Annotated in this window: 28 protein-coding genes and 1 pseudogene; 15 read left to right on the top strand and 14 right to left on the bottom strand. The window is 71.4% G+C overall.

Translation table 11 applies throughout. The features are described from left to right. Positions 1–26: 26 nt before the first annotated feature. On the bottom strand, positions 27–701 hold the full coding sequence (locus ACFYWM_RS28055) for a hypothetical protein (RefSeq protein WP_389919254.1): 675 nt from the start codon (positions 699–701) through the stop codon (positions 27–29). 287 nt (positions 702–988) lie between these two features. Between ACFYWM_RS28055 and ACFYWM_RS28050 the strand changes: the two genes are divergently transcribed. The 5 genes from ACFYWM_RS28050 (at position 989) to ACFYWM_RS28030 (ending at position 4,878) form a co-directional block, all read left to right on the top strand. Then, entirely contained in the window at positions 989–2,170 is a 1,182-nt protein-coding gene (locus tag ACFYWM_RS28050; protein WP_389919251.1) for a sensor histidine kinase, read from the top strand. Beyond that, positions 2,167–2,823: a response regulator gene (locus ACFYWM_RS28045; RefSeq protein WP_389919248.1), complete on the top strand. Its 657-nt coding sequence runs from the start codon at positions 2,167–2,169 to the stop codon at positions 2,821–2,823. Before ACFYWM_RS28050 ends, ACFYWM_RS28045 begins: the two co-directional genes overlap by 4 nt. A gap of 108 nt (positions 2,824–2,931) precedes the next feature. Next, a complete protein-coding gene (locus ACFYWM_RS28040; RefSeq protein WP_389919245.1) occupies positions 2,932–3,099 on the top strand; it encodes a hypothetical protein in 168 nt (55 codons plus the stop codon). Between the two features lie 49 nt (positions 3,100–3,148). Continuing rightward, positions 3,149–3,973 carry an RDD family protein gene (locus ACFYWM_RS28035; RefSeq protein ID WP_389919242.1) on the top strand — a complete coding sequence of 275 codons (825 nt, stop codon included), beginning with the start codon at positions 3,149–3,151 and terminating at the stop codon, positions 3,971–3,973. 233 nt (positions 3,974–4,206) lie between these two features. Then, the gene (locus ACFYWM_RS28030) at positions 4,207–4,878 is read left to right on the top strand and encodes a hypothetical protein (protein ID WP_389919239.1); all 672 of its coding nucleotides are present in this window, start codon (positions 4,207–4,209) and stop codon (positions 4,876–4,878) included. A 239-nt stretch (positions 4,879–5,117) separates the two neighbouring features. On the opposite strand, the gene ACFYWM_RS28025 is transcribed toward ACFYWM_RS28030, so the two are convergent. From ACFYWM_RS28025 to ACFYWM_RS28015, 3 genes are read right to left on the bottom strand one after another with little or no spacing between them, the layout of a single operon-like run. After that, positions 5,118–5,885 carry an ABC transporter ATP-binding protein gene (locus tag ACFYWM_RS28025; RefSeq protein WP_389919237.1) on the bottom strand — a complete coding sequence of 256 codons (768 nt, stop codon included), beginning with the start codon at positions 5,883–5,885 and terminating at the stop codon, positions 5,118–5,120. Beyond that, positions 5,858–6,616, bottom strand: coding sequence for an ABC transporter permease (locus ACFYWM_RS28020; protein ID WP_389919234.1), 759 nt, complete (start codon positions 6,614–6,616; stop codon positions 5,858–5,860). Before ACFYWM_RS28020 ends, ACFYWM_RS28025 begins: the two co-directional genes overlap by 28 nt. Continuing rightward, positions 6,613–7,521, bottom strand: a complete 909-nt coding sequence (locus ACFYWM_RS28015) for an aliphatic sulfonate ABC transporter substrate-binding protein (RefSeq protein ID WP_389919230.1) — start codon at positions 7,519–7,521, stop codon at positions 6,613–6,615. Before ACFYWM_RS28015 ends, ACFYWM_RS28020 begins: the two co-directional genes overlap by 4 nt. A 512-nt stretch (positions 7,522–8,033) precedes the next feature. Here ACFYWM_RS28015 and ACFYWM_RS28010 point away from each other — a divergent pair. The 3 genes from ACFYWM_RS28010 (at position 8,034) to ACFYWM_RS28000 (ending at position 10,035) form a co-directional block, all read left to right on the top strand. Beyond that, positions 8,034–8,819, top strand: coding sequence for a GNAT family N-acetyltransferase (locus tag ACFYWM_RS28010; protein WP_389919228.1), 786 nt, complete (start codon positions 8,034–8,036; stop codon positions 8,817–8,819). Between the two features lie 69 nt (positions 8,820–8,888). Further along, positions 8,889–9,617, top strand: a complete 729-nt coding sequence (locus tag ACFYWM_RS28005) for a hypothetical protein (RefSeq protein WP_389919226.1) — start codon at positions 8,889–8,891, stop codon at positions 9,615–9,617. A gap of 118 nt (positions 9,618–9,735) precedes the next feature. Continuing rightward, the gene (locus ACFYWM_RS28000; protein WP_389919224.1) at positions 9,736–10,035 is read left to right on the top strand and encodes a helix-turn-helix domain-containing protein; all 300 of its coding nucleotides are present in this window, start codon (positions 9,736–9,738) and stop codon (positions 10,033–10,035) included. 42 nt (positions 10,036–10,077) lie between these two features. Here the strand turns inward: ACFYWM_RS28000 and ACFYWM_RS27995 are convergent, their stop codons facing one another. Continuing rightward, a complete protein-coding gene (locus ACFYWM_RS27995; protein WP_389919221.1) occupies positions 10,078–10,836 on the bottom strand; it encodes a class I SAM-dependent methyltransferase in 759 nt (252 codons plus the stop codon). Positions 10,837–10,905: 69 nt separating this feature from the next. Between ACFYWM_RS27995 and ACFYWM_RS27990 the strand changes: the two genes are divergently transcribed. Continuing rightward, positions 10,906–11,475, top strand: coding sequence for a CGNR zinc finger domain-containing protein (locus tag ACFYWM_RS27990; protein ID WP_389919219.1), 570 nt, complete (start codon positions 10,906–10,908; stop codon positions 11,473–11,475). A 331-nt stretch (positions 11,476–11,806) separates the two neighbouring features. Here ACFYWM_RS27990 and ACFYWM_RS27985 read toward each other — a convergent pair whose 3' ends face one another. Next, positions 11,807–12,658, bottom strand: a complete 852-nt coding sequence (locus tag ACFYWM_RS27985; RefSeq protein WP_389919217.1) for a helix-turn-helix transcriptional regulator — start codon at positions 12,656–12,658, stop codon at positions 11,807–11,809. A 191-nt stretch (positions 12,659–12,849) separates the two neighbouring features. Between ACFYWM_RS27985 and ACFYWM_RS27980 the strand changes: the two genes are divergently transcribed. After that, the gene (locus tag ACFYWM_RS27980) at positions 12,850–13,740 is read left to right on the top strand and encodes an NAD-dependent epimerase/dehydratase family protein (protein WP_389919214.1); all 891 of its coding nucleotides are present in this window, start codon (positions 12,850–12,852) and stop codon (positions 13,738–13,740) included. A 103-nt stretch (positions 13,741–13,843) separates the two neighbouring features. On the opposite strand, the gene ACFYWM_RS27975 is transcribed toward ACFYWM_RS27980, so the two are convergent. Then, complete coding sequence (locus ACFYWM_RS27975; protein WP_389919211.1) at positions 13,844–14,761, bottom strand: DUF6891 domain-containing protein; 918 nt, start codon at positions 14,759–14,761, stop codon at positions 13,844–13,846. 231 nt (positions 14,762–14,992) lie between these two features. On the opposite strand from ACFYWM_RS27975, the gene ACFYWM_RS27970 reads away from it, so the two are divergent. Next, positions 14,993–15,796, top strand: coding sequence for a hypothetical protein (locus ACFYWM_RS27970; protein WP_389919208.1), 804 nt, complete (start codon positions 14,993–14,995; stop codon positions 15,794–15,796). A 144-nt stretch (positions 15,797–15,940) separates the two neighbouring features. After that, the gene (locus ACFYWM_RS27965) at positions 15,941–18,568 is read left to right on the top strand and encodes a PA14 domain-containing protein (RefSeq protein ID WP_389919206.1); all 2,628 of its coding nucleotides are present in this window, start codon (positions 15,941–15,943) and stop codon (positions 18,566–18,568) included. A gap of 140 nt (positions 18,569–18,708) precedes the next feature. Here the strand turns inward: ACFYWM_RS27965 and ACFYWM_RS27960 are convergent, their stop codons facing one another. Further along, a complete protein-coding gene (locus tag ACFYWM_RS27960; protein ID WP_389919204.1) occupies positions 18,709–19,431 on the bottom strand; it encodes a helix-turn-helix domain-containing protein in 723 nt (240 codons plus the stop codon). Positions 19,432–19,484: 53 nt separating this feature from the next. Between ACFYWM_RS27960 and ACFYWM_RS27955 the strand changes: the two genes are divergently transcribed. Further along, positions 19,485–20,138: a hypothetical protein gene (locus ACFYWM_RS27955; RefSeq protein WP_389919201.1), complete on the top strand. Its 654-nt coding sequence runs from the start codon at positions 19,485–19,487 to the stop codon at positions 20,136–20,138. A gap of 108 nt (positions 20,139–20,246) precedes the next feature. On the opposite strand, the pseudogene ACFYWM_RS27950 reads toward ACFYWM_RS27955, so the two are convergent. Continuing rightward, positions 20,247–20,702: pseudogene (locus tag ACFYWM_RS27950) on the bottom strand (winged helix-turn-helix domain-containing protein); the annotation flags it as partial. Between the two features lie 249 nt (positions 20,703–20,951). On the opposite strand from ACFYWM_RS27950, the gene ACFYWM_RS27945 reads away from it, so the two are divergent. Together ACFYWM_RS27945 and ACFYWM_RS27940 are read left to right on the top strand one after the other, a co-directional pair. Beyond that, a complete protein-coding gene (locus ACFYWM_RS27945; RefSeq protein WP_389919198.1) occupies positions 20,952–21,290 on the top strand; it encodes a hypothetical protein in 339 nt (112 codons plus the stop codon). 119 nt (positions 21,291–21,409) lie between these two features. Continuing rightward, positions 21,410–21,970, top strand: coding sequence for a hypothetical protein (locus tag ACFYWM_RS27940; RefSeq protein WP_389919195.1), 561 nt, complete (start codon positions 21,410–21,412; stop codon positions 21,968–21,970). A 279-nt stretch (positions 21,971–22,249) separates the two neighbouring features. On the opposite strand, the gene ACFYWM_RS27935 is transcribed toward ACFYWM_RS27940, so the two are convergent. From ACFYWM_RS27935 to ACFYWM_RS27915, 5 genes are all read right to left on the bottom strand, one after another. Then, positions 22,250–23,233 (bottom strand): NAD(P)-dependent alcohol dehydrogenase, encoded by a 984-nt coding sequence (locus tag ACFYWM_RS27935; protein WP_389919193.1) that lies wholly within the window; start codon positions 23,231–23,233, stop codon positions 22,250–22,252. Between the two features lie 10 nt (positions 23,234–23,243). Further along, entirely contained in the window at positions 23,244–23,372 is a 129-nt protein-coding gene (locus ACFYWM_RS27930; RefSeq protein WP_389919191.1) for a hypothetical protein, read from the bottom strand. A 161-nt stretch (positions 23,373–23,533) separates the two neighbouring features. After that, complete coding sequence (locus tag ACFYWM_RS27925) at positions 23,534–24,190, bottom strand: response regulator (protein WP_389919188.1); 657 nt, start codon at positions 24,188–24,190, stop codon at positions 23,534–23,536. Beyond that, on the bottom strand, positions 24,187–25,326 hold the full coding sequence (locus tag ACFYWM_RS27920; protein ID WP_389919186.1) for a sensor histidine kinase: 1,140 nt from the start codon (positions 25,324–25,326) through the stop codon (positions 24,187–24,189). Before ACFYWM_RS27920 ends, ACFYWM_RS27925 begins: the two co-directional genes overlap by 4 nt. Positions 25,327–25,604: 278 nt before the next feature. Next, positions 25,605–26,198, bottom strand: coding sequence for a TetR/AcrR family transcriptional regulator (locus ACFYWM_RS27915; protein WP_389919183.1), 594 nt, complete (start codon positions 26,196–26,198; stop codon positions 25,605–25,607). Positions 26,199–26,219: the final 21 nt, after the last annotated feature.

Raw genomic sequence — 26,219 nt, 5'->3', positions numbered from 1 at the left:
CGGTGGCACCGGCTCCTCGTTCTCGATCAGGCGGCGGCGAGTGCCTCCGCCCGGACGACGTCCGCGGCCGAGCGGCGCAGGAGCCGTACCCCCACGAGCACCAGCGGCGCGTAGCAGACCAGGGCCACCACCGCGCCCACGACCGGGGGCAGCATCGCCGCCGCCACGAACGGCAGCAGGATCACCGGAACCGTCCACCAGCCGACCACTCCCGCCCGGGCGAGCCCGGCCAGGAGCAGCGGGAGCATGGCGACGCCGCACAGGACCCCGGTGAGCCGCCACACGACGAGGCTCGGGTCGGCCGCGACGGTGTCGAACACCTTCACCGCGTCGGCGAGCGGCACGGTGTTCGGCATGACGGTGGTGAACCAGTCGGACAGCAGCATGCCGGACATCTGGACGGCGCCGAACATGGACAGTGCCACGCCGGTCGCCGTCAGGCCCCGGCCCCTCCGGCCGCGGAGCAGCGTCAGGCTCGCGGGCACGCCGAGCGCGATGAGCACCCAGGCGTAGTGGAACAGGTTCGCCGACAGCAGCGACAGCCCGTGGTCGGCGGCCAGCGAGGCCAGATACCCTGCGGATGAGTCGTCCGCCTGCGGCGGCGAGGTGAGCATGCCGCCGAACATCAGCACGGGGGCGAGTACGAGCGCGACGCCGGCGAGGCGGCGCAGCGGAGCGGAGGCGGCGGACGTGGTGTCCATGGGGTGTCCTTTCGGATGTCTCTTGAGCTGCCGTAACGCTACGAGCGCGCACCATCCGGCCGGATCGGCCTAGCGGGCCGTCCGAAATGCGATTCCGAGTCACCCCGCCGGCCGCCGGGTCCTCCCCGGAGACGACCCGCGACCCTTCGCCGTCCTTCCCGGGTCTGATCCGCGAGCCGGCCCCTTTCGTTACCGTCGACGCGCAGGCGACGGGAGTCGACGCGCGGATGACAGGAGTCGGTGCGCGGGCGGCGGGAGTCGGTGCGCGGGCGATGGGAGGAGCGGGCGTGGGCACACCATGGAGCCGTCGGAGATGGCTGCTCGCGGGTACCGCGGCGGGTGTGCTGTTCGCCGTCCTCGCGCTGGTCGAGGTGTACGGCGACCCGCGCGGCACCGACGACCGGCTCGCCGCCACCGGTCTCGGCCTGGTGCTGGCCCTCTGCTTCCCGCTCGCGGCCCGTTTTCCGATCGTCGCGATGTCCGTGGCGATGCTGTCGTTCCCGTACGCGATGCTGACCGGCGCGGAGGGGGTGGGCGGGGCCCAGCTCATCGCGGAGCTGGTGCTCGTGGTCCACGCGGCCTACCGGGCCGAACCCCGTCGTTCCCTCGTCGCGTCGGTGTGCGCCGCCGTGGTTCCGGCGGTCGCGCTCGTCTGGGGTGGTGAGGGGCCCTGGGAGTTCGTCTTCTTCGGCGCGCTGGTGGGGGCGGCCTGGAGTCTCGGCGCGTTGCTGCGGCGGGAACAGTCGCGCTCTCGCCAGCTGGCCGCGCTCGCCGCGGAGCTGGCCGCCGAGCGGGAGGCGCGGGCGCGGGCGGCGGTGGCGGAGGAGCGCGCCCGCATCTCCCGTGAGCTGCACGACGCGGTGGCGCACACGGTCAGCGTGATGACCATGCAGGCCGGGGTGGTGCGGCGCCGGTTGGCCGACCGGCCGGTCGAGCACGACGCGTTGTCGCAGGTGGAGGAGCTCGGCCGGCGTTCCGTCACCGAGTTGCGCCAGGTGGTCGGTCTCCTGCGTTCCCACGAGGCCGACCGGCTGGCACCGCCTCCGTCCCTGCGGAGGGTCGACGACCTCGTGAAGGAGGTGCGCTCGGCGAGGCTCCAGGTCACGTCCACGGTGTCCGGTACGCCGATCCCGTTGCCGCTCGGTGTCGACATGTCCGCGTACCGCATCGTGCAGGAGGCGTTGACGAACGTGTTGCGCCACGCGGAGGCGGCGGTCGCGACGGTGACCGTGGAGTACGAGCCGGCCGGGGTCAGCGTCCGGGTGGTGGACGACGGGCGGGGCGTCACCGAGCCGGGGCCGGGGCCGGGGCCGGGGACAGAGGCAGGGCCGGGGCCGGGCGGCGGGCACGGCCTGGTGGGGATGCGCGAACGGGTGGGCATGTTCGGCGGGGAACTGCGGGCCGGGCCGCGCGCCGAGGGCGGCTTCGAGGTGTACGCGCGGTTCCCGCTCGCGGAGGGGACACGATGATCCGGATACTGCTGGCCGACGACGAGACGATCATGCGGGCCGGGCTGCGCATGCTGATCTCCGACGAGCCCGACATGGACGTCGTCGGGGAGGCGGCCGACGGCGACGAGGCGGTGCGGCTGGCCGCCGCGATGGCACCCGACGTGGTGCTCATGGACGCACGCATGCCGGGCCTCGACGGCATCGCCGCCGCCCGCGCGATCGCCGAGACGCATCCCGGGATCAAGGTGCTGGTGCTGACCACGTTCGACGAGGAGGCCATCGTGGACGGGGCGCTCCGCGCCGGGGTCGCGGGCTTCCTGCTCAAGGTGTCGCCCCCCGAGCAGTTGCTGGAGGCGCTGCGCGAGGTGGCCGCCGGGCGCGGCCTGCTCGATCCGGCCGTGGTCCCGTCGGTGATCGGCCGGTACACGCGGGCACCGGCGCCGCGGCCCCGGCACCCGGCGCTGGACCGGCTCACCGGCAGGGAGGCCGAGGTGTTCGCCCTCGTCGGCCGGGGACTGTCGAACTCGGAGATCGCCGCCAGGCTCCACCTCGGGGAGACCACAGTGAAGACGCATCTGGGCAGGGTGCTGGACAAGCTGCAGCTGCGCGACCGCTCACAGGCCATCGCCTTCGCGTACGAGAGCGGGCTCGTCCGTCCCGGCGAGGACTGAGGATCGCGGGCGGTGCCAACGCCTGCCGGATGACCTCGCGACCCGTCGCCGTGGTGATCATGGTCCGGAGTACCGGTAGGGTTTCGCTTCCGATGCGAAAGGATCATGATGTCCCGGTTGTCGTGGTCGGCGCTGTCGGTGTGGGTGGCGGCCGCGGCTGTCGCGGCCTTCCCGACGTGGGAGCTGTGGCGCGAGCGGCTCAGCATTGAGGAGTACGCCCAGATCCACGGGGAGACCGATCAGATCTACGGGTTATGTGTGCCTGTTCAGCAGTGAGTCCACACTGTCACCGCTCGCCCCGCTCCGCCATGACCTCGGAGCGGTCATGGAGATCACGACGGAGTGGGCGGTTCCGACCCTGCTGGTCCTCCTCGGACTTCTCGCGTGTCTCGTCCGCGGGAATCCCGCGACCGTGGGCCGGCGGGTGGCGGGACTCCTCGTCCTGAACGCGGCCATCGTGCCTCTCGCCTCTCTGCGCATTGAGCAGGGCATCTGCCGCGAGACGATCCCGCTGTTCGGCGCCGACTGGTTCGGAGCGGTGGCCGGTGCCTGGGGAACCACCCAGCTGTGCCCTCTGGCGGCCGCCGCGCTGCTGCTCGCCGCGTCCCGGACGGTGCGGCCCGCCACGGGGGACGAGCCTGCCGCGTCCCGGGACGGGATGGTGTGGCGCCGGCCGATCGCGGCCCTGGCCGACTATCTGATCGTCGTCAGGGTCCTCAGCGCCGTCGCGGGGACGGCCGGATACCTGATCGGCTTCCCGCCCCGCATGGGTACCGGACTCCTGGAGCGGGCCGGGGAGCACGTGTTCCAGAACAGGGTGCGGCCCGAGGGGGTCGCCGTCCTGGCATGGGTGTTCCTCCATGTCTGGGCGCAGCACGTCCTGTGGGGGCGGACGCCGGGTAAGCGGCTGCTGGGGATACGCGTCATCGACGCGCGGACGGGCGGACGGCCGGGAGCGGGGAAGGTGGCTCTTCGCACGCTGTTCTTCCCCGTCCTCGCTCTCGTGCCCGGTATCGGGCTGCCCTGCCTTCTCGTGGCCGGGGCGTGGACGCTCCTCGATCCGGAGGGCCGGGTCCTTCACGACCGCCTGCTGGGTGCCACGGTGGCCGGACGGGGTCATGTCGAGCCTCGGCCGGTACGGCCGACGTGAGGTCCGCGGTACCGGAGGGTGACGTGGCGCGCGGTGATCACCGGGTTCACGTGGGCCGTGGCTCCTCGGGCCGGCTCGTGGGCCAGGGGGAGTTCTCCGCCGTCGCGGGTGTGGTCGTCGATGCCGGTGCCGAGCGTGCGAACCCCCTGGATTTTCGGGAAACCAAGGTCATTGTCCTCCGTTGGAACGTGACATATGTTCCGGCTAGATACCGCCGATACCAGGGAGAAACCGTGCCCGAAATCGTGGCTCCCCAGCTCGTCGTCAACAGCCGGATGATCTACTTCGGCTGGGTGCCCGCCGATCCCGAGGCCGTCGCGGCCCTGGTGCCCGAGGGTCTGAAGCCCCCGGCCAACCGCCAGGTCTTCATGAACCAGTACGTCGTCGACCGGGATGAGCAGACCTCGGGCTTCGGCGCGTACTCGCTCACCTACATCGGGCCGGACCTGGAGGACGCCTACGCACCCGACGGTGAGACCCCCGGCCGCTGGTGGACGCACTACTTCAACTCCAGCGAGGTGGTGCGCGAGTACGCCGCCGCCCGGGGCGTGCCCGCGAGCGTGGGCCGTACCACGATCGAGGTCGCGGACGGGAAGCTGGTCGCGACGACCGAAGCGGACGGTGTGCCGGTGATCCGCACGACCGCGCGGGTCGGGGAGACCGGCACGGCGGTCAACCGTGGCCAGCTGCGCTACATCACGGAGGTCGGCGGGCAGCGGCACAGCGGTGTCTACCCGTTCGTGGCGGAACCGGTCGACCCGTTCGAGGTCGTGTCACTGGAGTTCCTGGAGCCGAGCCACTCCGTCTACGCTCTGCGCCCCGCCGACCCGCTGCAGATCGAGTGGGGCTTCTACTCGCCCCGGTCGTCCTTCACCTATCCGGGCGGGGAGTCGGTGATGACCTGACGCCCGTCACCGGGGAGCCTGTCCGGGGGAGCGGTGAAGCCGGGTCACGGCGGATCCGGGGCGGCCGGTGGGACCGGGGTCCCACCGGCCGGGCGGGCGGCGACGGCTCGATCCCGCTCGATCCCGCGCCTGTGTCGCATCGGCCGGGCTGTGACGGCGTGGTGCCCGCGCCGTCACAGTCCGGCGCCGTCATAGCCCGGCGCCGTCATAGCCCGGCGCCGGATTCCGCCGGGCGCGACCTAGCCCTCCGAACGGCCTCCCCCGCGCATGGCGGGGCTGTGCGCCTGGGGTTCCTCGGGGTCGGCCGGGACGTGAAGGAGGGTGAGGAGACGGCGGCGGAGGTCGCCGAAGCCGGGGAGGTCGACGGCGCGGGGGTGGCCGAGGTCGACCTCGATCTCCTCGGCGATGCGGCCCCTGTCCAGGACGAGGAGCCGGTCGGCGAGAAGGAGCGCCTCCTCCACGTCGTGGGTGACGAGGAGGGCGGCGAAGCCGTGTCTGGCGCGCAGCCTGCCGAACAGGGCCTGCATCTTCAGCCTGGTCAGCGCGTCGAGCGCGCCGAACGGCTCGTCGAGCAGCAGCAGGTCCGGCTCGCGGACCAGTGCCCTGGCGAACGCCACGCGCTGGGACTGCCCGCCGGACAGTTCCGACGGCCAGGCGTCGCCCCGGTCGGCCAGCCCCACCTCCTCGAGTGCCGTCGTCGCGCGTTCCCGGGCGTCCCGGCCGCGGACGCCCAGCGCCACGTTGTCGGCCACCCGCTTCCACGGCAGCAGCCGGTGCTCCTGGAACACGACGGCCTTCGACCCGGTGGTCGTGAAGTCGCCGGTCGCCTCCTCGTCGAGTCCCGCCAGGATCCGCAGGAGCGTGCTCTTGCCCGATCCGCTCTCCCCGAGCAGGGCGACGACCTCGCCCCGCCCGATCCGCAGGTCGACACCGTCCAGGACCGTCGTGCCGGCGAACACCCGGCGCACCCCGGTGGCGGCTACGACGCCTGCAGGCCGCGTCGCCATGACAGCGTTCTCCTCTCGGCGGTGCGCAACGCCAGGTCGGACAGCAGGCCGAGGGTCGCGTACACGACCAGGCCCAGTACGACGATCTCCGTCTGGCTGAAGTCGCGGGCCTCCATCATCATGAAGCCCAGGCCGCTCTGCCCGTTGACCTGCTCCCCGACGACGAGGCTGAGCCAGCCCGCGGCGAACGCCAGCCGCAGGCCGAGGAACAGGGACGGCATCGCGCCCGGGAGCACGACGTGCCGGATCCGCTCCAGCTGGGTGAGGCCGCAGGTCCGGGCGGCCTCGACCAGTCTCTCGTCGATGTCGCGGATGCCGGCGTAGGTGTTGAGATAGATCGGGAAGAACGCGCCCAGCGCCACCAGCGACACCTTCAGTGACTCCCCGATGCCCACCCAGATGATGAGCAGCGGGACGAGCCCGAGGTGCGGCAGCATCCGGGCCGCCTGGACCGGCGGGTCCACGAGGTCGTCCCCGAGCCGGAGCAACCCCGCGACCGCGCCCAGGACGAGGCCGAGCGAGCCTCCGATGAGCAGCCCGAGGGCGGCCCGCTCCAGGGATTCCAGCAGGTGCAGGCCGAGGGATCCGTCCAGGGACAGCCGCCAGGCCGCCGCCGCGATCTCGCTCGGCGGGGGAAGCTTGTCGGGCGAGAGGAGACCGGCCTGCGCGGTGCCCTCCCACCCGGCGAGGAGGACGATCGGTGTGATCAGTCTCCGTGGCCTGAACCTCACTTCAGGACGTCCGAGAAGGTCGGGTCGATGAGACTCTTGACGTCGACCTTGCCGGGGATGAGCGTGAGGTCGGCGAAGCCGTCCGCGATCTGCTGGAGCTCGTCGCCGATCGTGGCGTCCACCTGAGCGAGCGGCTGGGCGCTGCGCTCCAGGGCGCGGCGGGCGACGTCCTCGGGGATCTTCAGCTCGGGGGCGAGCAGCTTGACGCGCTCCTCCGGGTTGGCGATGCCCCAGTCGGTGACCTCGCGGTAGACCTTCAGGTACTCGCGTACCAGGTCGGGCTTGTTCTGCAGGGCCTCGGGCGACACCAGCAGGTACTCGCGGTTGTTGGCCAGGCCGGTGGCGTCGGCGAGGACCTTCACGCCCGGCTGCTCGGCGAGGGAGAAGTAGGGGTCCCAGATGATCCAGGCGTCGACCTGGTCGTTGTCGAACGCGGGACGCGCCTCGGCCGGCTTGAGGTACTGAACCTCGATGTCGGTGATCTTCATGTCGTTGGCCTCCAGCAGCTTGACCAGCAGCCAGTTGACGTTCGAACCCTTGTTGAGCGCGACCTTCTTGCCCTTGAGGTCCTTGAAGGAGGCGAAGCCGTTCTTCTCCTTGACCAGGACGGCCTCGCCCTTGGGCACCGGCTCGGAGGTCGCGATGATCTTGAACTTGGTGCCGCCGGCCGCGGCGAAGATCGGCGGGGCCTCACCCGTCTGGCCGATGTCGATGGCGCCGGCCTTGAGCGCCTCGGTCAGGGCGGGGCCGCTCTCGAACAGCGACCAGGAGGCGTTCGGAGCGAGCCCCTTGGCCTTGAGCAGGCTCTGCCCGCCGAACCGCTGGTAGCCGACGCGAAGTTGCTCCTTCTCGGCCTTCGTCTCACCTCCCCCGCAGGCGGTGAGACTGCCGATCAGAACGAGCACGCCAAACAGGGCAACGACGCGGCGCATAAGGGGGCTCCTCGGAGAACGAAGCAAACGGCCGCAAGTATGCCTACTAATCCTACCTTTTGTATAGGGTTAGTAGAGAATTGGCCTTGACCTCACGGGTGCCGCCTTCCGTCCGGCGCGGGCCGGCCGTCCATCGCGCGTCGCGGGTGAACGCGCGGCCGGTGGCGTCGGGGCTGCCGAGCAAGCGGCGGTCGGGCTCCCGCGCCGTTGATGCCGTCGACGCGGAACGGGCGGCTCGCCGTCGCCAGGAGAGGGCCACGGGCGGGTGTGTCCCATCGCCGGATCCCGGGGTGATGCCGAGCCACTCCTGGCTTGCTGAAATGTCCGGTTACGGCTACTTTGGGCCGCGCTAGAACGACTGTTCTTTCTCCTGGTCCCCCCGGGATGTTCGTGACGACCCGCACGGCCCTGACGGGGTGCGGACGAGGCCGTCCGAGCGGCGGTGCGAGTCCTCCGGATCGCCGCCGACCATGGAGAACACGACCATGGAGAACACGAGGGAGACGACCATGGACACCACCGCCGATCGGATGGCGGCGGCGTACTTCGACGCCATCGGGTTCCTCTGCGGGGTGACGCCGGCGGGCTGGTACGCCGAGCGGGGCACCGCCCGCGCGGCGGTGACCGGCGCGGGCGTCGCGACGTTGAACGCGGCCTACGACACGGCACCGGAACCGGATCTCGCGGCGCTCGACGAGCTGGCGGCCGAGGTCGGCGGGAAGGCCGTGCCATGGTCGATCATGGTTCGCGGCGAGGCGGGCGACGAGGTCGCCGGCCTCGCGGCCCGGCACGGGCTGGTCGAACGCGATGGTCTGTCGCTGCTGGCCTGCGACGTGAGCGACATCCCGTTCCGGGACGGCGCGGCACAGCGGAAGCCGGTACGCCGGGTCGGCGCGGCCGAGAGCGACCTCTACACCGAGGCCCTCGCCGAAGGCTTCGAGGCTCCCGACGACGTCTTCGGCTCGTTGATGAAGGGCGGCGTGCTCGACGCCGGTCCCGTCACCGGCTACCTGGCCGAGGAGTCCGGACGGCCCGTCGGCACCGGGCTCGGGATCCTGACCTCCGGCGTGGTCGGCGTGTTCAACATCGCCGTCGTCCCGGCCGCGCGGAGCCGCGGCCTGGGCCGGTCGATCACCGAGACCGTGCTGCTGGACGGCGTCGCGGCCGGAGCGGACGCGGCTTACCTGCACACCAGCGCGATGGGCCGGCCGCTCTACGAGTCGATGGGCTTCCGCCTCGTGGAGGAGTGGACCGTGTTCAGGACACGGTGACGAACGAGACCGTCCGGCCGCGGCCCGACGGGGTTCCAGCGGCCGGGCCGGACCTGTGGGGGAGAATCCATGAACTTCAGTGAGAACGTACGCTCGGCCTTCCGGCGCGGTGAGAGCGACGCCGTGGTGCGCATGAGCGAGGCCGAGATCGAGCGGGCCCGGGCGGCCGGAGACCCGGCGGGCGAGGTGGAGGCCCGCTACAGCCTGGCCCGGGTCGCCATCCGCGGCGGTGACCTGCCGGGCGGAGAGACCCGTGCCCGGGAGGCGCTCGCGGTCGCGCTGCGCTCCGGTGACCGGAGCCTTGAGGAACGGCCGAGGCACGTGCTGGCCGCCGTGGCGCGCATGTCCGGCGACCTGCTCCGCGCCCGGGATCTGTACCTGGAGAGCATCGCCCTCAACGAGGCGCTCGACCGGCCCATGATGGTCAACTCCGAGTACCACAACCTCGCGTTCTGCGAGCTGGGCCTGGGCAATCTCGACGTGGCGAGGAAGCTGTTCGACGAGGGCCGCGAGCGGGTGTTCCGCAACGGCTGGGACGACTTCGTGCCGTACGTCTGCCTGGCGGGCGCCGCGCTGGCCTCGGCCGAGGGCGATCACGCGCGGGCGGCGCGGCTGGCCGGGGTCGCGGACGCCGCGTTCGCGTCGCTCGGGCAGGTACCCGACCCCGACGACGCGGCCGACCTCGCCAAGGTGCGCGCCGCCGCCGTCGAGGCGCTCGGCCGGGCCGCCTTCGACGAGGAGTACGCGCGAGGTCGGCTCCTGGACCCGCGCGCGGCCTTCACCGACGATCGACGCTGACGCGACGGACCTCAGGGTCGCCCACCTTTTGGCCTTCGGCGGCTGTGTTCGGTTGAAAGCGAGTGCGACGAGGTCGCTGTGTCGAACTGGCGCACACCGCCGACGAGGAGGAAACAGCATGAGCGAGCAGGGGGGCTGGCGAGAGCTCAGGGATCGTCGGATGACCGAGCCGGGCGCGGCCGAGGCGTACGAGGCCACCCGTCTCGCCCACGAACTGGGCAAGACGGTCCGGGGGATGCGCGAGGGGCGAGGCTGGAGTCAGAACGACCTGGCTCGTGCGGCGGGTATGACACAGTCGGCCGTGGCGCGGTTCGAGGCGGGGGGAACCATTCCCACGTTGCCCGTTCTGGAGCGGCTGGCGCGTGCCCTGGACGCGGATGTCGAGGTTCGCCTGACGCCACGGGCCCCCGCCGCCTGAGCCGAGGCCCCGAATGCTGCCGGCACCCCGGCCGTGGCCGGATCAGTCGCGGACGGCGCAGAGGAGGCGGTTGTGGCCGCGCTGCCAGAGGGTGCCGGTCTCGGTGAATCCGGCGCCGCGGAGGGCGTCGACGTGTTCGGAGAGCAGGGAGGACTCCGAGCCGTGATGGTCGGCGCCCGCGGTGGTGCGGGCGGTGTGGAGCTCGGCGAAGGCGGGATCCGCGGCGACCGCCTCCCACCACTGGCGCCAGCCCTCGGGGTGGCCGCCGGCGAACGCGCGCCGGGTCTCCCGGTCGTGCACGGCGCGTTCGAGGCGGGCGATGGCCGGGGTGGTGTCGTCGGTCTCCATGTGGTCGCCGTTGAGCAGGAGCCCGCCCGGACGCAGCACGGTGGCGAGCTCGGCGTACATCTTCCGGAGGTCGGGACCGGAGATCCAGTGCAGCGCGGTGGTGCTCACCGCGACGTCGGCCGGCCCGCTGAGGCCCAGGGAGCCGGTCCATCCGGGGGTGCGCAGGTCGAGGGAGACGAAGGTGAGGTGCGGGTAGGCGGCCCGGCCGAGGCCGAGCAGGAGGGGGTCCGCGTCGACCGAGATCACCGTCGCCTCGGGCAGCCGCTCCAGGAGGCGGGCGGACAGCGAGCCCGGTCCGCAGCCGAGGTCGATGACCAGTGGATCGGGGCGGCCCGTCGCCTCGACGGCGTCGATCAGCGTGGTGAAGCGCTCCTCGCGGTCGGGCAGGTAGCCCTCCTGCTGGCGGTCCCATCGTGCGATCCACTCGAGTGCGGCATCGTGGGTGAGCACCATCGTCTCCTTGTAACTGTCGTCTAAGCTTGTGGCAGTTACAAGCTAGAACGCGAGGATGTAACTGGTCAAGTGGATTTCAACAGTCACGCTGATGCGATCGTCCGGGTGGCGGTGGGGTTGGTCAACGAGCTGACCCCGGGAGAGAGACGGGGCCGCGACTTCCCGCCGCCGCGCGATCTCGCCGCCGCCGCCGCGGAGGGCCTGCGCACCGGCTACCCGGGCCATCGGGAGGTCACCGAGGCGGAGGCCGGTGAGCTCGTCGGGATCGCGGCGCGGCTGCGCATGGTCTTCGACGCCCTCGCGGCGGGGGACGTCGACACCGCCGCCCTGCGGGTCAACGGTCTTCTCGAGGAGAGCCGGGCCCGGCCGATGCTCGAACGCCACGACGGGCAGTCGTGGCACCTGCACTTCCACGGCCCGGGGGGCACCATGGCGGGCGACTGGGCGGCGAGCTGTGCCACCGGTCTCGCGATCGTGCTGGGGAGCGAGTACCACGACCGCCTCGGCGTGTGCACGGCGCCGCACTGCGACCGGGTCTACGTGGACGTCTCCCGCAACGGCACCCGCCGGTTCTGCGGCACCACCTGCCAGAACCGCGTCAAGACGGCAGCCTTCCGCGCCAGGGGCAAGGGCCCGTGAAGGTCCGTGAAGGTCCGTGAAGGCCCTGTTGAGGTCCGTGAAGGCGCGCTCCTGACGGCCGCCGATCACGGGCCGCGCGTGACGATCGCGGGCCGCGCGTGACGATCACGGGCCGCGGGTGCCGGGACACCGCGGGTGCCGGGACACCATGGGTTTCGAGACACCATGGGTTTCGGGACACCTGGCAGGCCGGGTGCGAGGCCGGCCGTCCCCGCGGCCTCGGCGGGGCCGGAGGCTTCCGCGCCTTCGGCCTGACCACCGGCGAGGCCCGGCCGGCGTGCGTCGGCCCGGCCTCGCGGTTCCTTCCGGTGATCTCGGGCCGACGCGCGGGTCAGCTGTCGACGGTCATGCGCTGGGTGCCGATGACCTTCAGGAGCTGGAGGGACTGGTACGCGGAGGACCCGGGGTCGGCGGTGAAGATGACCACCTGCTGCTCCTGGTCGGGCACGGTCAGGACGTCGAAGTCCAGCTCGATCGGCCCGACCTGCGGATGCCGTACGGTCTGGCGCAGGTGACTCTCGATGTGGAACCGGTGGGAGTTCCACAGGCGGGCGAACTCCTCGCTTCCGGTCACCAGCTCGTCGACCAGGAGCTTCAGCTCCGAATTGTCGGGGTAGCGGGTGACGGCCAGGCGAAGATAGCTGACCGCCGTGACGACGAACCGCCCCGGGCTGCCCATGCCGTAGTGCCGCTGCTCCGGATCCGGGTGCAGGAAGTAGCGCCAGATGATGTTGCGCTCCTGCCCGGCCAGGGCGGAGAAGTCCTCGAACAGCGCCGCGGCCAGCGGGTTCCAGGCCAGCACCCTGCAGGTCTGGTCGACGACGATCGCGGCGGCGTCGGTGAGGCGGTCGAGCAGGTTCAGCGTGCTCGGCTGCACCTCGCGCACCGGGCCGACGTCCGGGTTCTCGCCTCTCTCCCCGGCCAGGTGGAAGAGCCGGGAGCGCTCCTGGTCGGAAAGGCGCAGCGCGCGGGCGATGCCGTCGAGCACCCGCCGTGACGGATGCCGGCCACGCGCCTGCTCCAGCCGGGTGTAGTGATCGACCGAGACGTAGGCGAGCTGGGCGACCTCCTCGCGCCGCAGCCCCGGCGTGCGCCGCCGGGGCCCCCGGGGCAGACCCACGTCCGAGGGATCGACCCGCTCGCGCTTGCTGCGCAGGAACTCCGCCAAAGCACGCTTGTCCATGCCTTCGACCATACGTCCCGGTGCCGGACCTCAGCCAAGGACTCCCGGTCCCTGGCTGTGCGAGCCGGGGGAGCGCGATGGTGAGGTTGTCGGCGACCGGCGGGACGCCCAGGGCCGGATTCCCCGGCCCTGGCCCTCCAGAAGCCATTTGGCGTCGGCGGTCACATCACCACGGAAAGGCATTCAAACCCATGCGTATTTTCATCACCGGCGCGAGCGGCTATCTCGGCGGAGTCGTCACCGAGCGTCTCGTCCGGGCCGGCCACGAGGTGGCCGCCCTGGCCCGGTCCGACCAGGCTCGCGAGCGGGTCGAGGACCTGGGCGCGAGGGCGGTGGCCGGGGACCTGCGGGACCTCCACGTCCTGCGCGCGGGCGCCGCCGACGCCGAGGCCGTGGTCCACGCCGCCGTGGACTACACCCATCCGGAGATGGGCGAGATCGAGCACGACGCCCTGGGGGCGCTGCTGGCCGGGCTGGGTGAGGGGGGGACGTTCCTCTACACCAGCACGGGCCTGGTCTATCCGGACACCCAGGGCGTCACGGCGGACGAGGATCACCCCGTCGACCCGCGGACCTCGCCGCAGCCGTACAAGATCCTCGGGGAGAGGCAGGTCCTGGACGCCGGCCACGTGGCGGGCATGGTGATCCGGGCCTCACTGGTCCACGGCCGGGGCGGGTCCGGGCTGTTGCAGGGCCTGGTGGCCCTCGCCCGGCAGCAGGGCGTGGCCACCTACGTCGGAGACGGCGCCAACGAGTGGTCGTCGGTGCACGTCGACGACCTCGCCGAGCTGTACCTGGCCATGCTGGAGCGCCCCGTGCCCGGGACCGTCGTCAACGCCGTCGGGGTCGAACGGACCCCCATGCGGCGGATCGCCGAGGCCGTCGCCGAGCTCACGGGCGTCCGTGCCACGTCGATCACCCTTGAGCAGGCGGTCGAGGCGCTGGGGCCGCTCGCCGCCATACTCACCCGCTCGTCACCGCAGGACTCGTCGCGGGCCCGGAAGATCTTCGGCTGGAACCCCGCCGCCCCCGACATTTTGGAGGACCTGACGTCCGGCTCCTACGCGCAGGCACCGGCCTGACCGGCCCGCTCTCTCGTGAGGGGTCCTGCCGTCACCGCTCATGACCGGTTCACCCCCCGGACCCCGTCCGGGACGTACGGACGAGGTGTGGCCGGGGGCGTGCTCAGCCGACGAGGCGTCTGCGCCAGTCGAGGGGGACGACGGTGATGGCCCGCGCGGGATCGCCGTTCCACTCCACCGGGAGGCCGGTCTCCCCGAGCGCGGCCGCGACCTCCCGTCCGATGGACGCCGTCGTGTCCGGCGAGCCGTCGAACCCGCCGTACAGGAGTGTCAGCCCGTGTCCGGCCGCGGCCGAGTCCGTGCACCCGCTGTGGAAGTAGACGTAGCCCCGGGCGTTCGGTGAGCCTGTCGCCGCGATCTCCGCCTGGCCGCAGGTGCGGCAGCAGGTGAAGTTCTCCCTCGCCGTGATGCCCGTTGCCTCCAGGGCGTTGAAGGCCCGGCTGAGCCGTTCCGGGTCCGTCTCCCCCTCCCAGGAGGCCTGCTCCTCGACGCGTTCCAGCCACATCCGGTCCACCAGCAGGCGGGCCTGTTCCGGAGAGACCGGCCGGTGGTCCCCCGACACCAGGTGGTCCTGTGCGATCTCGGCCAGCTGTGCCCGCGTCGCGTAACCGCCCACGATCACCTCACGAAGGCGCGCGTCGAGCGCCTTACGTTCGTCCTCGTCGAGTTCGGGAGGGGGCGGAGGTTCGGGCGGGTTCAGGTCCAACGGGGTCCAGCTCGCTTCGGAGTCCCATCCGTCCTCCGAGAGCGCCCAGCGGGTCATGGCCGCGATCACCGGCTCGGGCCTGTCGAACACCGCCTGGAAGTGCCGGTCGGGTGCCCCGTCACGGTGTTCCAGCGTGTAGTCGCCGCCATTCTCGTGCCATACCTGGACGAAGACCTCGGGCAGGTCGGGAATCCGCTGGACGACCAGGAACCTGTCGTCCTGACCGCCCAGCCGGTCGACCAGTTCGGCGAGTTTCCCGGCGCTCGCCCGGACGTGCCGGTGGCCGCCCTCCGTCAGTACGGTGATCGCCAACATGCCGGTCACCCTGACACAGGACGCGGACAGATGACCAGTCCGGCGGACGGGAAGTCGCGGGCGCGAGCCGTTTTCGCCGCCCAGGTGCCGACGCGCTTTTCCGTGACTTCCGTAACGGGGGAGAACGCGATTGTCCGGATCCCGTTCATGTGGGTCAGCGCGGATCCGAGATGGCGTCGTGATCTTCGATTGGAAGGATTCCCTTCCTCTCCGGACGCCGAAGGAAATCATATGAAAAGGGTTATTGCCGGCCTCGTGGCGAGCCTCGTTCTCCTTACGCCGCTGCCCGCCCATGCCGCCGCTCCCGACCCGGTCAAGGTGCTCCGCGACCAGGTCGCGCCGGGCAGGGGCGTCACCGTTTCCCTGGTCACCCACCTGTCGGCCGACGGCAAGCGATTCATGACCATCCGGACCGACCGGGTCACCGGATTCCGTAGGGGAGGGCTGGTGGAGACGGATGACAGCACCACGTACTACGCGCCGGACGTCCCGGAGGAGATTAAGTCGGATGTGCTCTTCCCGACGCTGCTCATCAGGGTCAAAGACGCGAGTTACACCTCAGGTGGTGAGCTGGTCGGCAGGCTGCCGCTGGGCAAGAAGTGGGTGCGCAGCAGATGGCCCGAATCCAGTCCCACGGACGTCACGGTCGATCTCTTCCAGCCGGGCACGCTGCGGGCACTGCTCGACACCGCCTCCTCCGTCGGCCCGCGCGCCGCGAAGGGCACCATCTACACCTCCAAGATCCCCGGCCTGCCCTTCGGCGGGATCCCGTCGGAACGCGGCGAGAAGCTCGCCTGGGCGCTCTGGTTCGACGCCAGGGGCAGGGTCACCCGCCTGACCACCAAAACCTCCCAGCGGACGAACGACAACTACGAACTGGGCCTCGGCTCCGACCTGCGCTTCACCGGCTGGGGTGCCAGGGTGACCGTCGAGCCGCCGCCCGAGGACCTGGTCGTCGAGGCCGAGGATCTTCCCACGCTCGATCTGTTCGGAGATTTTCCGGTGACGCTCGAAGCTCCTCCGAAGGGAAAGTGAGGCTCGGGGCCGCACGGCGAGGTCATCTCTGACCGAATATGAACGAATCCGATCAAATATCTTGACCGCGGATCGTCAGGGATGTTTCTTTTAGGTCACAACGGATCGGCATCTGTTCGACTGTGACCAGGAAGGCATCACCGTATGCGCGGACGAACCTCCCTCCTGTTGACCATGATCCTCGCCCTCGTCGTGCAGGTCGTCGCGGTTCCGGCGGCCTCAGCCTCAGCCTCAGTCTCGGCCTCAGCCTCAGCCTCAGTCTCGGCCTCGGCCTCGGCTTCGGTTTCGGTTTCGGCCGAGGCCGGGCGGCAGGGGCTGCGCGGCGACTACCACCTCAACTCCGCCCCCGGGACGTTCGACTTCGCCGAGCTCAAGGCCACGGTCGTCGACCCGGCCATCGAGCTGGCCGACCTCAACCCGGTGCTCAGGGAGCTCACCGGCAGGGAGGACGACGTCGCCGTCCGCTGGACGGGCCGGATCGAACCCGAGTACTCCGAGACGTACACGTTCTCGATGATCGGCGACAACGGCTTCCGGCTCTGGGTGGACGGCCAGGTGGTGATCGACCACTGGGTGGACGACTGGGACGTCGAGCAGGTCGGTACCCCCATCGCCCTGGAGGCCGGGAGACGGTACGACATCAGGATCGAGTACTTCGAGCACTTCGGCGGCGCCCACCTGCGGCTGCGCTGGCAGAGCCCGAGCCAGGCCAGGGAGATCGTGCCCGCCGGGGCGTTCTTCCTGCCCGAGGGCTTCGACCCGCCGGGACCGGCCGGCGCCACGGTCGGCGCCGCGGGCGACACCGTCACGCTCGACTTCGGCGACGTCCGGCTGAGGCCGCTGCCCGCCGGGGCGCACGAGCACCTGGGACTGACCGTCGCGGGGACCAGGTGGCCGGTCACGGCGGCCGCGCTGGAGGAGGAGACGAGGATCAGGCTGAAGCTCGGGTTCGCGGTACCCGGCCGGGCGGGCAACGCCGTACGCGCCTCCTACGACGGAGAGGGCGGCATCGTCCGGGACGACGGCATCCTGCTGGAGGCCTTCGCCCACGCGCTGGTGATCAACAACTCGACGTACACCCTGCGGACGCGGTGGGCGAAGGACGTCGACCCGCGCGACCCGCTGCCCGAGTACCCCCGCCCGCAGCTGACCAGGGACAGGTGGCGCAGCCTCAACGGCGTCTGGCAGTTCGCCGCCGCCGAGGCGGGCGAGGCGGTCCCGTCCGGCCGTGACCTGGCCGAGCGGATCGTCGTACCGTTCCCGGTGGAGTCGACGCTCTCCGGGATCGGCAGGCACGAGGACCGGATGTGGTACCGCCGGACCTTCACCGTGCCGCCGTCCTGGAAGAAGGACCGGCTGCTGCTGCACCTCGACGCCGTCGACTGGGAGTCGACCGTCTACGTCAACGGTAAGCAGGTCGGCACCCACAAGGGCGGCTACGACCGGTTCACGGTCGACGTGACCGACGCGCTCAAGCCCAAGGGCGAGCAGGAACTCGTCGTCGGCGTCGCCGACGGGACCGACACCGGCCGCCAGCCGGTCGGCAAGCAGCGCCTCAACCCCGGCGGCATCTTCTACACCCCCGCCTCCGGCATCTGGCAGACGGTGTGGATCGAGCCCGTCGCCAGGGCGCACATCGACGCGGTGCACACCACGCCCGACGTGGCCGGGCAGGCCCTCAAGGTGACGGTGGCGGCCTCCGGTGCAGCCGGCCGGGTGGCCGTCGTCACCGCCCGCGACCGGAACCGGGTGGTCGGCAGGGTCTCGGGCCCCGTCGGCACTGAGCTGCGGCTGCCCGTCCCGAACCCGAAACTGTGGTCGCCGGACAATCCGTTCCTCTACGACCTCACCGTCGAGCTCAGGGGCGCCGACCGGGTGGAGAGCTACTTCGGGATGCGCACCATCTCGACGGGCCAGGTGGGCGGCAGGACCAGGATCCTGCTCAACGGCGAGCCGGTCTTCCAGATCGGCCCGCTGGACCAGGGCTTCTGGCCCGACGGCATCTACACCGCGCCGACCGACAGGGCGCTGCGGTACGACCTGGAGGAGACCAGGAGGCTCGGCTTCAACGCCGTGCGCAAGCACGTGAAGGTCGAGCCCGACCGCTGGTACCACCACGCCGACAGGCTCGGGCTGCTCGTCTGGCAGGACATGCCGTCGATGTTCGGCACCTCGAACGCGGCCGAGCGCGCCCAGTTCGAGGCCGAGACGCGCGAGATGGTCGACCAGCACCGCAGCAGCCCGTCGATCGTGATGTGGGTGACGCTCAACGAGGGCTGGGGCCAGTACGACCAGGCGAGGCTCGCCGACCAGGTCAAGAGCTGGGACCCCTCACGGCTGGTGAACAACATGAGCGGCATCAACTGCTGCGGCGCGGTCGACGGCGGCAACGGCGACGTGGCCGACTACCACATCTACCCGGGGCCCGGCAGTCCCGGACAGCCGAGCGCCACCAGGGCGTCCGTTCTCGGCGAGTACGGCGGCCTCGCCCTGCCGGTGATCGGACACACCTGGACCGGTGGCGGCTGGGGCTACGCGACCGAGCCCGACCCCGAGGCCCTCACCACGCGGTACGTCGCCATGAACAGGGAACTGGAGAGGCTGCACGCCTGCGACGGACTCAGCGCGGCGATCTACACCCAGACCACCGACGTCGAGACCGAGATCAACGGGCTGATGACCTACGACAGGACCGTGACCAAGCCCGACGCCAAGCGGGTGCGCGACGCCAACCGGGCGCTCACCGGCGCGATCTCACCCACCTGCGGGTGACCGGAGGGCGGGCCGGAGGGTTCCTCTGATCGGCGGTCAGGTCGGAGGGCTCCTCTGATCGGAGGAGACTCTTTCGATCGAAGGCGGGGAGGAGACGTCGCCCGGACGGCTCCTCCCCGCCCCCGTCACCTCGCGGGCGGTCACGCGAGCGGCGCCGGACCCCCGCTCACGGAGATCTCCAGGACGGTGGCCCGCGTGCCGTCGGCGTCCACCAGGTGCTCCTCCACGGTGGGACCGGCGACGTCCAGGCGGTGGCGCTCCAGCCAGCCGAACAGCTCCCGCCCGGCCCGGACCACACCGGCGGCGGGCGGGACGACGGCGCGTACGACGGTGCGGGCGGGCAGGACGAGCCGCTCCCCGTCGCGGTCGGTGGTCACCGCCGCGTCGAACCCACCGGCCGGGAGCCGGCGCAGCCAGGTCAGCAGGGTCGCGGGCGGTGCCGGGCAGACGGCGGCCAGCCCGGCCGGGTGGTCGAGGCGCAGGCGGTGTACGCGCAGGTGGCGCGGGCCCACCGTGGTCTGCCGCGGCAGGATCGACATCGGCGTCGCGAGGTGGTCCTCCACGTGGGCGGCGGTCGCGGACAGGGTGGCGATGTCCCGCCGGATGCTCGTCAGGATCTCGGCCGCGGCCTGCCGCAGCTGTGCCTCGGGAGCCTCCAGCAGGTCGGCGATCTGGCGCAGCGGCAGGCCGAGGCGCCGCAACGCGCGAATGCGTTCGAGCCGGGACAGCTCGGCCACGCCGTACCAGCGGTAGCCGGTGGCCCGGTCCGTCGCGGCGGGCGCGAGCAGTCCGGTCCTGTCGTAGTGCCGCAGGGTGCGTTCAGAGACGCCGGCCATGCGCGCCAGTTGTCCGATCCGCCACATCTCGACCTCTCGTGTTGACCTTGCCCCTGTGTCAGGGTTCTACCGTCCCGTCCATGACCGACTCGAACCCTGGAAACCGGCTCACCGGCGTACTGCTGCTGGGCTCGCTCATCGCCATGGTCGCCGGTGCGGCCGTCGCGGTGCCATCGGGGCTTACCCTGAATCCTTCCGACCCCGCCGCCGCGCTGGCCGCGGTGGGCGAGCGGGTCGGCCCGCACCTGATCGAGCTCGCCCTCGACGTGCTGGGCTGGCTGGCGCTGACCGCCGCGGGGCTGGTGACGGCCGCCGGTTCGGCCGGGGCGCCCAGACCGTACCTGGTGGTGCTCGCCGGAGGGCTGCTGGCGGCCGCCGGGCTGGCGGGCATGCTCCACGACGCGGGCAACCTGGCGCTCACCCGGCTGACCGCCGTCCCCGAGGTCGCCGCCGCGGCCACCGCGACAATCCTCACCGCCAAGTGGACGGTGAACCTCGCCGGGTTGCTGTGGGTCGCGGCCACCGCCGCCACCGCGGCCGCTGTCCCGATGCCCACGGCACTCCGCCGCGCCGGTGCGATCGTCGTGCTTCCGGGGCTGGCGGCGGTCGCGCTCCCGTGGACGACCGGGGTCAGGGGACCGTCGGTGGAGATGGAGCAGCTCGGGTACGCCCTTCACCTGCCCGTCATGCTGTGGTTCGGCGTGCTCGGCTGGCGGTATCTGCGCGGCCGGTGATCGCCCCGGAGGGCCGGGCCTCATCTGAGAAGGACGTCCAGAAAGCGCGCCGGCCGTGGCCCCGGTGCCAGTGGCCCCGATGTCGGCAGCAGGGCCGCGTCGCTCGTCGAGCGCGTCGGCCGTCGCGCCGATCGGCCCGCGCCGCGGCACCTCCGCGAACGACGTGCCGCCTCGCCACAGCGCCAGCGCGCCGCCGAACGAACGGCTCGCGGCGGCCAGGTCGTTGGCGGCGGAGGCGGCCAGTCCCCGATCGGACATGTCCCTGAAAGTGTCGGCGTCCAGCTCTCCGGGCCGGACGTCGAGGGCGTAGCCGTACACGCGCCGGACGATTCTGCCCTCGTCACCCAGGAGCCGTCGCAGGTGGTAGACGTGGATCCGGAGGTTGTCGCCGGCCGAACGGGGCGGGCGCTCTCCCCACAGGGTGTCGATCAGGCGGTCACGGGAGACCGCCTCATTGGCATGGCACAGCAGCGTCGCGAGAAGAACGCGCTGTTTGGGAGCCGAGATACCGATACACAATCCGTCACGCCATACCTCAAGCCGCCCCAGTACTCGAAACTCCATGTCCGGCTTCCCCCGCGAAGGCCCCCGCCGATTCCCCAAGCATTCGGTGATAACGAATGAATGACGATGAAAGTTTCTAAAAAGCATTTAAAGCAGAAATATACGTTTCCCGCAACGGGGTGCGGTCAACATGGGTACGCGCGGCGGCCGGAGGGGCGACCTCGGAGCGACCGGGGCGGGTCGCGGGCACTCTTCTTCAGGGGGAACGCTTTGAACCACTTACGACTACGTGCCGCTTTCGTGGCACTGATGGCGGTGCTACCGGTGCTGTCGGTGCTCGTGATCCCGGCGACGGGAATCCGCTTGTTGCCCGCCGACGGGACGAAAGAGGATCCCTCTTCGGTCACCGTGGGGAGTGGTGACCTGAAGACCCTGCGGAGGAGCGTTGTCATCACCGACTGTGCGGCGGTGCCACGCGAGCCCCAGCCGGTCAGCTTCACCTACAGCACCTGGATGGGCTCGGGGTCGGCGGAGGTGACGTGGGACTCGTGGGAGCTGACAGGACCCGAGGCGAGGCTGCCGGTCGCCTGGCAGCGAGGTCTCGCCGGCAAGGTCTGCAACGACGCGGTGAGCCCGGACTGGCCCTGAAGGCCAACCCTTCCGCGGACGTGGACATGGACGTGGACGTGGACGTGGACGTGGACGTGGACGTGGACGTGGACATGGACATGGACATGGACATGGACAAGCCTGGAAGGTTGTGACGCATGCTGCCCGTCGCGAAGATCGCCACCGGTTTCCTCTTCGCCTTCGCCGCCTTGCGTGTCAACGGCTTCGACCTGCTGTTCGACCCCATCGGTTGGTGCCTGTGCGTGTCGGGGCTGTCCCAGCTTCGGCGGTCCGCCGACGACCCCTTCGACCGGGCCAGGGTCTTCGCCGTCGCCACGCTCTGCGCCTCGCTTGTCGTCATGGTCGTGTCCGGCGCGCCCTCGAACGCTCTCCTGACGCTCTCCCCCGTCGAGCACGGGATCGGCATCGCCGGTACGGCCGGTGCCCTGATCACCGTGTGGTTGTCCGTCGACGCCGTCATCAAGCGGATCCGTCCCGGCGGGGACATCTTCAGGGTCGTCCTCCTCGACGTTCTGCGCTGGGCCGTCGCCGGTCTGGGAGCGCTCGGCATGCTGGCCGGGTACGGCTACGCCGACCTGGGTCCGGCCCTGGCCGTCGCCTGGTTCGTGGCCGTCACGGCCCTGATCGTCACGCTCTATCGCTCGGCCCGCCTGCCGTACCTCTCCCAGACGTGGGAACCCGCGGCGAGTTGGGCATGATCCTGTCCATGGCCGCGAGCGGGGCGGTGGTGACCCGACGCGGACGGCCTGGAGCCGGCTCGTGAAACAGGTCTCGCGCCGGCTCTCCCCTTCACCGGACGGTGCCACGGGAGGGGGACACCGCTGATGCCCCCGAACCACACCGGCCCACCACGAGGCCCACCACGAGGCCCACCACGAGGTCCGCCGCGATCTCCGCGTCCACGTCGCGCCGCCCGCGAGAGGTGATGGTCGTACGCGTGACGGACCCATCGATCCAGAGGTGACGAGCCCGTCGTCTCAGAGCGTGATGACGACCTTGCCCCGAGCGTGTCCCTCCTCCTGGTACCTGACGGCCGCCCGGGTCTCCGCGAACGGGTAGTCCCGGTCGATGACCGGGGTGACCTTCCCGGCCTCGATGAGCTCGGTCAGGGTCGTCAGGTTCCTCTTGTTCTCCGTGCATCGGGTCGTGTCCGTCCTGGCCGTCCGCTGGGAGACGAACGGCGAGGTCGCGAGGGCCGAGAGGATGTGGCCGAGGGGCTGTACCCATCGGCCGCCCGGTCCTCCGACGAGGACGAGGGCCCCCTTGGGAGCCAGCGCCTGACGGCACGCCGACACCGGGCGGTTTCCCGCGATGTCCAGCAGGAGGTCGTGGCGTCGCCCGTCCCGGGTGAAGTCCTCCTTGGCGTAGTTGACGACCTCGTCGGCGCCGATCGACCGGACCAGCTCCACGTTCCCCGGACCGCAGACGCCGGTGACCTCCGCGCCGAACGCCCGGGCGAGCTGCACGGCGAACGTTCCGACCCCTCCCGAGGCGCCGTTGACGAGGACCCGCTGCCCCGGCCGGATCCGCCCGTCGTCGCGCAGGGCCAGCAGGGCGGTGACGGCCGCCATCGGTACCGCCGCCGCCTGCCCGTACGACAGATTCTTCGGTTTCGGCGCCAGCTCGTCCTCCCCGACGCACACGTACTCGGCGAAGCCGCCCTGCTTGAGCAGCGCGAACACCTCGTCGCCGGGGCGGAATCCCGTCACGTTCCGGCCGACCGCCTCGACCTGCCCGGCCACGTCGGCGCCCAGGACGCGGAGCCTCGGTGCGCGCAGCCCCAGGCCGCCCATCAGGCGCGCGACATACGGCTCGCCTCTCATGTTGTGCCAGTCGTAGGGGTTGACGGAGGTGGCACGCACCCGGACGAGCACCTCGTCGTCATTGGGAACGGGCTTGTCGACGTCCGTCAGATCGAGGACGTCGGGTGAGCCGTACGAGCGCAGGACGAATGCCTTCATCGCGTTCTCCTCATCCATCACGGGTGGGTACGGGGATCGCCGGGACCCGCGATGCTCGCGGATCGGCGTCGTGGCCGGTGCCGGTGGAGTGGATCGACGGCGTCACCGGCCAGGTGGCGCCGGGGGTGTCCCGGGCCACGAGAATCACGGTAGAAGCCCTGCGCGAGGGACTCATCAGGCGAAAGTACGCCCGATCGACGGACGATCGGCCGGTCCGCGGTGGCCGTTCCGTCGAGGAGCGGCCACCGCCCGAGCCGTCACGACCCATGAGAACGGGACGGGGAACCACCGGCGCCCGGGTCAGTTCCCGAGGCGCCTGGTCTCGTAGGCCCACATGGCGATCTCGACGCGGTTACGGGCGCCGAGCTTGGCCATCAGGCTCGCGATGTGGGATTTGACGGTGCTGAGGGAGATGTGGAACTCGTCGGCGATCTCGTTGTTGGTCCGCCCCCGCGCCACGGCGACGAGGATCTCCTCCTCCCGGTGGGTGAGCGCCTCGATGGGGTGCGCCGACGCCGAGGTGGGCCCGGCGGCGGCGAAGGCGCCGAGCAGGCGCGCGGTTACGCTCGGGGCGATGAGCGCGTCACCGCCGGCGGCGGCGTGGACGGCCTGGGTGAGCAGGACGGTGCCCGCGTCCTTGAGCAGGAACCCCCGGGCACCGGCCCGCAGCGCGGCGTAGACGTACTCGTCGAGGTCGAACGTGGTGATGACGACGACGGCGAGGGGGTCGTCGACGGCCGGTCCGGCGAGGAGGCGGGTGGCGTGGATGCCGTCGATGCCGGGCATGCGGATGTCGAACAGGCACACGTCGGGGCGCAGGCGCCGCGCGAGCTCGACGGCTCGCCGCCCGTCGGCGGCCTCGCCGACGACCTCGATGTCCGGCTGGGCGTCGAGGATCATCACGAGCCCGGTGCGGACGATCTCCTGGTCGTCGGCGACGAGCACCCGGATGGTCACGCCGCCGCCCCGCTTCTGGGCAGTACGGCGGTGACGGTCCAGCCCCGGTCGGGGTCCGGTCCGGCCTCGCAGGTGCCGCCGAGCAGCTCGGCGCGTTCGATCATGCCGATGAGCCCGTACCCCGGCGGCGCGGACGGGCGTACGGAAGCGGTGTCGCCGTCGTCGCTCACGCGCAGGCGCACCGACGTGTCGTCGGCGGTGACGCGGACCTCGACGCGGGTGGCGTGCCGGGCGTGCCGCCGGGCGTTGGTGACCGACTCCTGGGCGAGGCGGTAGACCGCGGCCTCGACCGACGGGGGGAGGCCGTCGAGGTCGCCGGAGATCTCCACGTCGACGGACGGGCCGGAGGCGCCCCGGCTCGCGAGCTGCCGGAGGTCGGTGACGCGCCGGCCGGGAGCCAGGTCGGCGGCCTGGTTCCGGCGCAGGACGCGGACCATGGCGCGCATCTCGGCGAGGGCGCGCGACGCCTCAGCCTCGATCACGTGGAGCGCCTCGGTCGCGGCGTTCGGCCGCGACGCCGAGGTGGCGATGCCGGCCTGGGCGCGGATCGCCATCGCCGAGACGTGATGGGCGACGATGTCGTGCAGGTCGCGGGCCAGCTGCTCGCGTTCGAGCATCTTGACCTGGTCGAGCTCGCGCATCCTCGCCCTCGCCCGGTACCGGAGCGCCCCGCCCAGGGCGGCGGCGGAGAACATGACGGCGAACGCGGCGACCAGGTCGGCGGGGGCGAGACGGCCGGAGACGACCGAGAGATGGACCGCGGCGACCATGATCACCAACCCGATCACCGCCTCGCGCCCGGCCCCCCACCGGAACAGCGAGTACACCACGATCAGCAGGTAGCCCATCGTGTACGTCTCCGCGGACTCGCCGCCCGTCAGCAGCGGGGCCAGGCTCGTGGTGCCGAAGACGATCGCGACCACCGGCAGCGGCCTGCTCCGGCGCCACAGCAGCGTGGGGATCAGCCCGACGGTGACCGCCACCGAGACGGCCCGCCACGGGAGGTCCGGCCGCAGCACTCCTTCGAGCACCGCGATCGGGACGAGCACTCCTACGAGCGCCCAGTCCCGCCACACCCGCCGAGGCGGATCGGGGGGACGGGGCTCGTCCCACACAGAACGAACAAGGGGGAGCACCTCATCATGGTACGAGAGCCCTTGTCACTCTGGATCGGCCCAAAGTACGACAAGTACGAGAGGTGCATTCACCGAGGGTTCGGCGGGGAGGCCGCTCGGTGGTGTGGCCGTTTGGTGGTGTGGCTCTTCGCTGGTGTGGCCGTTGGGCCGCGGCGACAGGGTCCGCGCGATTCCGGGAATCGCCGTCACCTCACCAAGGCCCGTCACCTTGCCGAAGGTTCGTCACCTCACCAAGGCCCGTCACCTTGCCGAAGGGTCGTCACCTCGCGTAGGAGCCGTCACCCCGTCGCGGGATCGAGGCCGCCCACGACGGCTCTCAGGCCGGCCACCACCTGGGCCGCGGACGGGACCTGTTCGGGGTCGAGCAGCCACTGCGTCATGACGCCGCTGATCAGGGCCAGTTGCACCGCGCCCAGGGTGCGCACCACCCCGTCGTCGACCGCGTCCTCCTGGACGCCCGTCAGGATCGACACCAGCCCGCGACGGCCCTCGGCCTGGCCGCGCGCCAGGTGCTGTCGCAGCTCGGGATAGTGCTCGGCCTGCAGGAGCGCCTCGAAGCTGGCGATCCACAGCGGCCGGTGCGCGGTGAAGGACTCGATGATCCTCTCCCACATGGCCTCGTACTGTTCGGCGGGGGTGGCGCCCGGCTCGGCGTAGCCGGACAGGGTACGGCCGGTCTCGGTGCCCCACTCGTCGATGGCCTCGATGAGGGCCGCGTTCAGCAGTGCCTCGCGCGAGCCGAAGTGGTATCCGATGGCGGCCATGCTGACCCCGCCCGCGGCGGCCGTGATGTCACGGATGGTGGTGCGCGCCCACCCCTTCTCCTCCAGGCAGCGCCGCGCCCCGGCCAGCAGATCCTCGCGATTTCCCATGCCAGGCATGGTATCCACGCC

The sequence above is a fragment of the Streptosporangium sp. NPDC002721 genome (assembly GCF_042888905.1).
GTDB lineage: Bacteria > Actinomycetota > Actinomycetes > Streptosporangiales > Streptosporangiaceae > Streptosporangium.
This window is presented reverse-complemented; position numbering and strand designations above follow the sequence as displayed.